Below are 3,174 nucleotides of genomic sequence, written 5' to 3'. Positions count from 1 at the left end.
GGATATCGCATGCACCGGTGATACCGCACAGGCAACGAGCCGTCAGCCCCTACGACACCACGAGTTCAACCTCAGTAACGGTGAGGTTGTAGACCTTCGTTGCCTGAGTCTGGTGCTGGGAGGCGGTGATCTGGACCCAGGTGCCAGCGCTCGTTTGGAGCCATTGCCCGGCTTTGAGGTCTCCAGCCTCTACCCATTGATGGAGGGAGGGGACCCAGAAGGGGTGGCCGTCGGTGGCAGTGATGTTGCCGGTCTTCGCGTTCTGCGTTTGACCGGTGTCGATGGTGAGGTCGACGAGTTGTTTCTCCCCGTTGCCTTCGATGAGGGCTGTGACGGTACGGGGCCGGTTTCACCGGTCTGCGGATCGGTGGCGAGAATCTTGTCGCCGATCTTGATGTCCTTGATCGGCTTGCTTGTGCCGTCTGCCATGAGGACCGGGGTGTCGGCGGTGAAGCTGTTGTGAGCGAGGCAGCTCCCGGCGCGCAGGGAACTTCTGGCGGCCATGAAGGCGCTCAGGGCTTCGCCGGCCATGCCGAGCATGCAGCCGGTCAGGGCGGCGTTGCCGACCTGACCCCAGTTGACCTTGCGGCCGGAGAGTCGCTGGAATGCCCAGTCGAGTCCGCCGTCTATGAGTCCGCCGATGGCGCAGGCGGCGATCATGGGGTTGTTGCCGGTGGGGTCGGTGTAGGTGGTGGGTGAGGACAGGGCGTATTGGTAGAGGTTTGGTGCCGCCGGCCTGGCCGATGGGGTCTTGGGAGATGAAGCGGCCGGTTTCGGGGTCGTAGTAGCGGTCGCGGTAGTAGAGGAGGCCTGTGCCGTCGTTTTCGCGGCCGGTGAAGGTGTACGGGTTGGAGGAGGCTGCTCCGGAGACGGTGGGCTGGCCGTTGGGGTCGTAGGCGTATTTCGTGGCGATGGTGCCGTCGCTGTTGGCGAGGCCGATCACTGAGCCGAGGGCGTCGGTCAGGTAAATCTGGGTGGTGCCGTTCTCGGTTCGGGTGAGGAATTGGTCCAGCCCGGAGGTGGCCACGGTCGCGGTCGTGTCACCTGAACTGTCTTGTTCGACCAGCGGGTTGCTGCCGTCGGTGAGGAATTTGTTCGTCGTCCCGCCGACGGTCCTGGTGCTGCGGGTGCCCAGGGCGTCGTATCCGAAGCTGCTGCTCTGACCGGCCTTGGTCAGGCCGGAGAGCTGGCCGCGTGCGTTCCAGGTGGAGTCGCGGATGCCGTCGGTCTTAAGCTGGCCGTCCGCGTCGTAGGTGAAGGAGCGACCACCATAGGTGGTGATGCGGTTGTCCTTGCCGAAGACCGTGCCGTCCTCGGCCGCGGGCAGTGCCACGTTGGCCAAGGTTCCGGTCAGGCCGGTCTGCAGGCCGCGCTCGTCGCGGGTGTAGTTCAGGTCGCCGATGCTGCTGGCGCCCTGGGCGTAGGTGATGGACTTGATGGTGCCGGTTTTGTCGTAGCCGGTGGTGCGGGCGATGCCGCCCGGCATCGTGGCCGTCTTCTCCCGGCCCACCGCGTCCAGCCCGAACCCGACTTCCTGGGTGCCTGATACGACGGAGGTGAGGATGCTGGACTTGTCGAAGCCGTAGACGGTCGTCTGACCGCCGGCGGACATGGTCTTGCGGCGGTCGGCAGCGTCGTAGTCGTAGCTGACGGTGCCGTTGGGACCGGTCACTGTCTTGGGCCGGTCGTAGGTGTCGTAGCTGACCGAGAAGGCTTTCCGTACACAGGACGTGCTCGCGTCGGGCCGGTTCGACTGCTGGCGTGAGTATGTCTCCCAGACGTACGTGCCGGCCGAGGTCGACAGCGATCACGCGGCGGACTTCGCGGCATCGCAGCGCATCCTGGCACTGGGGGCCGTACAGCTGTGGACGATGGAGCACTCACCAATGACCCTGCGGCGGACACGGAAGCTGATTCGGCGGTCTGACCCGAGTTGTACCACCTCTCATTCCCCCTACGCAGGACCATGAGACTCACCAGCCCCGATCACGAGGCGAATTACGAACCGTACGACCTGGTGCTCCACGACACCTCACGCCCCCACCTCATGCGGGCGATCACCAGCCACGGCGAGGGCGCCATCCTGGGAACAGGGCTCTTCGTCCCCCGAAAACTGCTGCCACTGCCGGAGAACACCATTGACGGACTGCTCATGCGACGACTGTCAGGGCGTGAGGGCGTCGGAACACTGCTCGCCCAGTTCCTCACCCAAGTGGCCCGAGACTCCAGCTCCTACCGACCCGACGACGGACCCCGCCTGGGGACCGTGGTGGTCGACCTCCTCTCTGCACTGTTCGCCCACGCCCTCGACGCAGACACCCCTCCGGAAACCCACCGACAGACCCTGTCTTACACATCCGAGCCTTCGTCCAACAGCACCTGCAAGACCCGCAATTGACCCCGAGCACCATAGCCGCCGCGCACCACATCTCCACTAGCTACCTGCACCGCCTCTTCCAGCGGGAAGACCACACGGTCGCTGCCTGGATTCGCTGACAACGGCTGGAGCGCGCGCTCGCCGACCCTACGATGCGCGCCACCCCCATCCACGCCATCGGTTCCTACTGCGGCTTCCCTCGCGCGTCCGACTTCACCCGCGCCTTCCGCACGACCTACGGCATCCCCCAAGGAGTACCGGCACCAAGCCCAGCGCATCGCGGAGTAGGCGCATCGCCAAGTAGGTGTGCACTCACTGCTAACGAAATCGAAGCTGCTGCCACATACCCTGAATGTGCATGAACAAAGGGGCCGATACCGGGGCGTCCCTAACCCATTGATTGATCGCGAGTCAAGTGTGGCGGGTAGACAGCCGGCGGCACCGGACATACCGAGGGCCCCGGCCGAATCCAGGGGTCCCTGACCTACTGAAGAGGGAGCCGAAGACGAACCGCATCAGCAAAACCCTCATTACGCTGACCATAGTTGCCACCGCAGGAAGCGGTGCTGCCGGTGCGTTAACGCTTGTTACAGCAAGCCCAGCCCAAGCGTGGTCGTGGGATTGTCAGGAGTATCTGCGGGATAAAGGCTACAACGTGCCCATAGGGGGAAGGGCCGCAGAGGCATGCACCATCGCGGACAAGGGTGAGGGATCGGCTAATACTCCAGTCTGGTTTCGCGATGCTGGGAGACCCGGCTGGGAACGCGTACGGCCACCGCGTGATCATCGGGGGTTGT

Annotated in this window: 2 protein-coding genes and 1 pseudogene; 1 reads left to right on the top strand and 2 read right to left on the bottom strand. The window is 64.4% G+C overall.

Features of this window, described 5'->3' with window-relative positions; all coding sequences use genetic code 11:
- Nucleotides 1-49: 49 nt before the first annotated feature.
- Nucleotides 50-283 (bottom strand): polymorphic toxin-type HINT domain-containing protein, encoded by a 234-nt coding sequence (locus IE107_RS35635; protein ID WP_229867478.1) that lies wholly within the window; start codon nt 281-283, stop codon nt 50-52.
- Between the two features lie 66 nt (nt 284-349).
- Complete coding sequence (locus tag IE107_RS35630) at nt 350-1,672, bottom strand: RHS repeat-associated core domain-containing protein (RefSeq protein WP_229867477.1); 1,323 nt, start codon at nt 1,670-1,672, stop codon at nt 350-352.
- A 28-nt stretch (nt 1,673-1,700) separates the two neighbouring features.
- Here IE107_RS35630 and IE107_RS36325 point away from each other — a divergent pair.
- Nucleotides 1,701-2,665: pseudogene (locus IE107_RS36325) on the top strand (AraC-like ligand-binding domain-containing protein).
- Nucleotides 2,666-3,174: the final 509 nt, after the last annotated feature.

The organism is Streptomyces gelaticus, assembly GCF_014649535.1.
Classification (GTDB): Bacteria; Actinomycetota; Actinomycetes; order Streptomycetales; family Streptomycetaceae; genus Streptomyces; species Streptomyces gelaticus.
Note: the sequence above shows the minus strand (reverse complement) of the source record. Positions and strands in the feature narration are given on the sequence as shown.